Source organism: Streptomyces sp. NRRL B-24572, from assembly GCF_002156145.1.
Taxonomy (GTDB): Bacteria; Actinomycetota; Actinomycetes; order Streptomycetales; family Streptomycetaceae; genus Streptomyces; species Streptomyces vietnamensis.
The window spans coordinates 1-5,713 of the sequence record NZ_MWIG01000214.1 but is presented as its reverse complement, the minus strand read 5'-3'; the positions used below and the strand labels follow the sequence as shown (position 1 = coordinate 5,713).

At 74.0% G+C, this 5,713-nt stretch carries 5 protein-coding genes and 1 pseudogene; 4 read left to right on the top strand and 2 right to left on the bottom strand.

Going from position 1 to position 5,713, the window contains the following annotated elements; all coding sequences use genetic code 11:
• Together CCN56_RS43870 and CCN56_RS13570 are read right to left on the bottom strand one after the other, a co-directional pair.
• Positions 1-180: pseudogene (locus CCN56_RS43870) on the bottom strand (hypothetical protein); the annotation flags it as partial.
• Positions 181-456: 276 nt separating this feature from the next.
• Entirely contained in the window at positions 457-696 is a 240-nt protein-coding gene (locus tag CCN56_RS13570) for a chaplin (protein ID WP_086826786.1), read from the bottom strand.
• A 382-nt stretch (positions 697-1,078) separates the two neighbouring features.
• On the opposite strand from CCN56_RS13570, the gene CCN56_RS13565 reads away from it, so the two are divergent.
• The 4 genes from CCN56_RS13565 to CCN56_RS13550 form a co-directional block, all read left to right on the top strand.
• On the top strand, positions 1,079-2,137 hold the full coding sequence (locus CCN56_RS13565; protein WP_086826784.1) for a DUF3344 domain-containing protein: 1,059 nt from the start codon (positions 1,079-1,081) through the stop codon (positions 2,135-2,137).
• Position 2,138: 1 nt separating this feature from the next.
• A complete protein-coding gene (locus CCN56_RS13560) occupies positions 2,139-3,275 on the top strand; it encodes a glycosyltransferase (protein ID WP_086826782.1) in 1,137 nt (378 codons plus the stop codon).
• On the top strand, positions 3,272-4,723 hold the full coding sequence (locus CCN56_RS13555) for a sugar transferase (protein ID WP_086826781.1): 1,452 nt from the start codon (positions 3,272-3,274) through the stop codon (positions 4,721-4,723). Before CCN56_RS13560 ends, CCN56_RS13555 begins: the two co-directional genes overlap by 4 nt.
• 2 nt (positions 4,724-4,725) lie before the next feature.
• Positions 4,726-5,713 (top strand): O-antigen ligase (locus tag CCN56_RS13550; RefSeq protein ID WP_086826779.1); only part of this gene is annotated, 988 nt, incomplete at its 3' end.

Here is a 5,713-nt window from a genome sequence, read left to right as displayed (position 1 = left end):
CCCGTCCCCCGCGGTCGGCCGGGCCGCCCACGCGCCCCTCCCGGACACCACCGCCCTCCTGGCCCGGCCGACCGCGGGGGACGGGTGGTGTTCGCCGGCGAAGGCGGTTCCCGCCGTGCCGAGGGTGATGGCGGCGGATATCGCCAGGGCGGTGAGGCGGCGTGTAGCCAGGGGACGCATATGTGTTCCTTTTCCTTATGCGTCGGACAACTTCTCTCTCACGGTGCCTGCGGGTATAGCGCTCCGCAACCGCTGAACTACTGAGCGCCACGTCTCCGTTCGAGTGAATCCGCCCCCGCGACCTGCCCCCCGAAGGGGCGTACGCCGTTGCACCGAACGGCGCACGAAGGTGCGGCCGAACGAGTACCGGACCAGTGGCTGCAAGGGAAAAGCCGGTGCGCCCACCCCGGCGGGGTGGGCGCACCGGCTTCGGAAGGACCGATCAGGCGTGCGCGATCAGACGTTGGCGCAGCTGTTGCCGAAGGCCGGGTTCAGCAGGCCGATGACGCTGACGGTGTTGCCGCAGACGTTGACCGGGACGTGGACCGGAACCTGGACGACGTTGCCGGAGAGGACACCGGGGGACTTCACGGCCGCGGCCTCGGCGCCGGCGTCGGCGGAGGCGGCACCGGCGGCACCGGCGACGGCGGCGGCGGCACCGACGGTCAGGACTACGGCCTTGGCGATACGGGACATGGAGAGGCGCTCCTCGATCGAATTCATCCAACTCGGACTGCGCGGACTGTTCGGCCCGGCTCTCTCAACAACGCCCCGGGTTTTCATCGGTTGCTCTCCCGAACGGGTGACGTTCAACCGATCTTTGGGCCATAGGAGGGCCATTCGAGCGACTGGGCGTGGAATGGCGCAACACGCTCAACGAGGAACCGGCCGCGCGGATACGGGAGTTAGCGTTTCCGGGCATCTAATGCGTACTATCGCTCCGCATCGGGGTTATAACGTTCCCGAACGTTGCTTCCGGGCCCGCCGCGCGTTCACCCATTTCGTGCGGACGACACCTTCCCCTCCCCCGGCCTTCTCGGGTCTTCCCTCCCTTCTCTCATCAAAGCGGAGATCCTGTATGCGGAATTCAGCGGTTCTTGCTGTGGGTCGCAGCGTGGTGTGCGCCTTGTCGTGTGCGGTCCTGTCCGCCGCGCTGCCCGGCGCCTCCGCCGCCGCACCCCGGCCGCGGGAGGCGACCCGCGTCCCCTTCGCCGCGCGTCACCAGGCCGTGCAGCACGGTGGGATCGTGCGCGCCGCCAACACCTCGGCGAAGGGCGCGAAGGGCACCGAGTCGGTCAACGACGGCGCCACGATCAGGTACGTCGACGTGGACCGCGACCCCAACACGTACAACTCCAGCCGTGCCGAACTCCCGGTGCCGGCCGGGGCCCGGGTGACCTGGGCCCGTCTCTACTGGGGCGGGAACCTGCGGGTGGGCGAGCAGAAGCCGCCGAAGGACAACGGCCGCGTCCTGGTCGCCGAGCCGGGCGGACGGTACAAGGCGCTGCTCGCCGACTCCGTGATCGGCCACCGCACGGCCGACGGCGCCGACGCCTTCCAGGCCTCCGCCGACGTCACCGAGCTGGTCCGCCGCTCGCACCCGGGGCTGTGGACCGTCGCCCAGATCAATGTGGCCGGGGGCCGTTCCGCGATGGGCGGATGGGGTGGCTGGACGCTCGTCGCCGCGTACGAGAAGGCCTCGGAACCGCTGCGCAGGATCAGTGTCTGGGACGGTTTCGAAACGGTCGGTCCGCGCGCCGGTGAGCTGCGCGTACCGGTCGACGGAAACCGTTTCCCCAAGGGCGTCTCCGGGCGTCTCGGGTTGATCGCCTATGACGGCGACCGCGGCACTTCCGGGGATTACCTGACGGTGGAAACGAGCCGTTCGAAGAGCACCCGTCTCTCCGATTCCGCCAATTCCGCGGACGACGTACTGAACTCCACCATCACCGAATTCGGCACCGGTCGGACCGTACGACGGCCCGATCGTACGAACACCCTCGGATACGACTCCGACGTGTTCGATCTGCGGGGAGCACTGCGCGCGGGGGGCGACCGCGTCCACGTCCGGGTCGGCAGCCGGAAGGACACCGTCTGGCTCGGCGCGGTCTTCCTCCAGGCGGACGTCCGGCGCTGACGTGCGGTCACCACTCTCCACGGACCTCGGGTCCGTCACCGTCCTGCACGCGGTCCAGCCCGGCGACGGCGGGGTCGCCCGTGTCGTCGTCGACCTGGTCCGCTTCCAGCGCGCCGCCGGCCTGCGGGTCGCGGTCGCCTGCCCGCCCGGCACCGGGCTCTCCGCCGCCGTCCGCGCCGAGGGCGCCGAGACCCACGACTGGCGGGCCGGCCGCGACCCCGGTCCCGCCGTCCTCCGCGAGACGCGGGACCTGGCCCGGCTGATCCGTACGGTCCGGCCCGGGCTCGTCCACGCACACAGCGCCAAGGCCGGCCTGTGCGCCCGACTCGCCGTGCGGGGACGGATTCCGACGGTGTATCAGCCGCACGCCTGGTCCTTCGAGGCGGTCGAGGGGACGACCGCCGCGCTCGCCCGGAGCTGGGAGCGGTTCGGCGCCCGGTGGGCGGACCGGATCCTCTGCGTGAGCGAGGCCGAGCGGCGCACCGGCGAGGCGGCCGGGGTCGCGGCGGCCTGGTCGGTGGTCCACAACGGCGTGGACACGGCCCGGTTCGCGACCGACGGACCGCCCGGCAATCCGGCGCCCACCGTCGTCTGCGTGGGCCGGCTCTGCCGCCAGAAGGGGCAGGACGTCCTGCTCGCCGCCTGGCCCGCCGTCCTCGCGGAAGTGCCCGCGGCCCGGCTCGTCCTGGTCGGCGACGGCCCGGACGAGGAGGTCCTGCGGGCCGCCGCCGGTCCCTCGGTGCGGTTCACCGGGGCCGTCGAGGACACCGTGCCCTGGTACCGGGCCGCCGACGTGGTCGCCCTGCCGTCCCGCTGGGAGGGCATGGCCCTCGCGCCCCTGGAGGCCATGGCCGCCGGCCGGCCGGTCGTCGTCAGCGACGTCGACGGCGCGCGCGAGAGCCTGCCGCCCGCCCACGCGCCCGAGTGTCTGGTCCCGCCCGAGGACCCGGCCGCGCTCGCCACCGCTCTGAGCCGCCTCCTCGGGAGGCCGGAGCTCCGGCACCGCCTGGGCCGCGAGGCCCACGAGCACGTCCTCAGCAGATTCGATGTCCGGCGCACCGGCGCGGCCGTCGCGGACGTCTACCGCGAACTGGCCGGAGTGCGGGGGGCCGAGCACAGAGAGCCGATTGCGCAGTGACCACGGAAAGTACCAGCGTTCCCCCCTCGCCGGGTCCCTGGCCCACGGCGGGCCAGGGCTTCGGCCTCGCCTCCCTCGCGCCGCGCCGCGGTACGCCCGGCCGGCTCGCGCTGCCGCGCCACCGCCGGGTGCGGCAGCGGTCCGGCGTGGCGGCCCTCGTGGTGGTCGACGCCCTGGCCGTCCTCGCCGCCGCGTCGGTGCTGAGCGCGGCGCACCACGACCTCCGGCTCGTGCTGCCGATCCTCCTGCTCGTCCTCGTACTCGACGGGCAGGCGGGGCTCTACCGGCCGGCCGCGCACACCCGGGCCCTCGACGAGCTGCCCGCGCTCGGCTCCCGCGCCGGGTTCGCCTGGTGCCTGGCGGCGGCCTCGGTCGCCGCGTACTCCCCCGCCCTGGCGATCGGGCCGCTGCGGCTCTGCGCCGCGTACGGCACGCACGTCGCCCTGGTGTGCCTGGTCCGCGCCGTGCTGCTCGGGCGGCGGCGCCGGATCGCCCGCGAGCGGCCCCGGTCGGCGCTCGTCATCGGCGGGACGGGGGCCGCGCGCCGGTTCGCCGCGGCGGCCGCCCAGCACCCCGAGTACGGGATGCGGCCGGTCGGGATCGTCGGCGTCCCCGAGCAGGGCGGCCCTTCCCGGACGGCCGCGGAGGGCGGGCTCCCGGTGCTCACCACGACCGAGGAGATCCAGCGCGCGGTCATCCAGAACGCCGTGCGCGACGCGGTGTTCCTCGACGACGACCCGGGTCTGGTGGCGCTCTTCCAGCAGTACGGCTGCGCCACCTGGCGGGTCGGCGGCCGGCCGCAGGGCGGGCCGATGGGCGCGCACATGTGGGGATACGCCTGGCAGCGGATCGTCCCGCTGGGCGAGCGGCGCGGACGGGCCGCCAAGCGGGCCCTCGACATCGTGCTCGCCGCCCCCGCGCTCGCGCTCGCACTGCCGGTGCTGCTGCTGTGCGCACTTGCCGTGCGGCTCTCGGACGGCCCGGGCGTGCTGTTCCGGCAGGAGCGGGTGGGCCAGCACGGGCGCCACTTCACGCTGCTCAAGTTCCGTACGCTGCGCCCCTCCGACGACACCGAGTCGGCGACCCGGTGGAACGTGGCGGGCGACCGGCGGATGAGCGCGGCCGGGAACTTCCTGCGGAAGTCCTCGCTCGACGAGCTTCCGCAGCTGTGGAACGTGCTGCGCGGGGACATGAGCCTGGTCGGGCCCCGGCCCGAACGCCCTTACTTCGTCGCCCAGTTCAGCAAGATCCACGCCGGGTACGCGGCCCGGCACCGGATGCCGGTGGGGCTCACGGGTCTGGCGCAGGTGCACGGGCTGCGCGGCGACACCTCGATCGAGGACCGCTGCCGCTTCGACAACCACTACATCGACCACTGGTCGCTCTGGCAGGACGTCTGCATCCTGCTGCGCACGGCGGCCGGGCTCGTCCGACCCACGGGGAGCTGAGGATGGCCACGGCCGTGACGGCGCCGGCGGTGCCGGACTCCGGTGCCGACGTACGGGCCCTGGCCCGCCGGGCCGGGGCGCTGTCCCCGGTCCTCGCCGTGATCGCGCTGCTGCTCGTCCCGGGCGGCGGCGGCGCGCAGGGCGGCACCGGCGGCACGGGGACGGTCGCCGACGCGGCCTCCGGGCTCCTCGTCCTGATCTGTCTGGTGCGGGTGCTGCGCGGCGGGACCCGGCCGCTGACCCGGGCAGCGGCGGTCGTCCTCGGCCTGCCGGTGCTCGGGATCTGTCTGGCCGCGATCACCTCGCACGACCCGGCGGCGAGCCTGCCGGGCGTCGCCCGTTACCTGCAGATCTTCGTCCTCGTCCCGGCGGCCGTGCTCCTGACGATCCGCGACCGGCGGGACTTCGCCGTGATCGCCTGGGGTCTCGTCGCGTTCGCGCTGCTCCAGGGCGCGGTGGGCGTCGTCCAGTACCTGACGGGCACGGGCGCCTCGTACCAGGGCGAGGACGTCCGGGCCGTCGGCACCTTCGGCGCCACCGACGTGATGGGAATGGCGACGGTCGTGGCGTACGGGCTGATCGTCGCCGCCGGGATCGCGCTCGGCAGCGGCCCCGGCCGGGTCCGCACGGCCGCGCTGGTCTGCGCGGGGCTGCTCTTCGTCCCGCTGGTGCTGTCGTTCAGCCGGGGCGCGTGGATCGCGACCGTGCTCGCCTGCGCGATCCAGCTGCTGCTCGCCGGGGTACGGCGGGCGGCGCGGGTGACGCTCGTCGCGGCCGCCACCTGCGTGATGCTGGCGACCCGCTCCTCCACCATCTCCGAACCGATCCCGAGGCCGCCGACGAGGACCACCCCGAGCGCGGCCGCGCCGGACCAGTCGGTGACCGACCGGTACACGATGTGGGCGGCGGCTGGGCGGATGTGGCGCGCGGAGCCGGTCACGGGCGTCGGCCTCAAGGGCTTCCCCCGGTACCGCGACTCGAACGCCTCGC

Excerpts from the sequence above, each read along its gene's own strand:
- CCN56_RS13565 (WP_086826784.1), top strand. The coding sequence starts at position 1,079 with ATGCGGAATTCAGCGGTTCTTGCTGTGGGTCGCAGCGTGGTGTGCGCC.
- CCN56_RS13570 (WP_086826786.1), bottom strand. The coding sequence starts at position 696 with ATGTCCCGTATCGCCAAGGCCGTAGTCCTGACCGTCGGTGCCGCCGCC.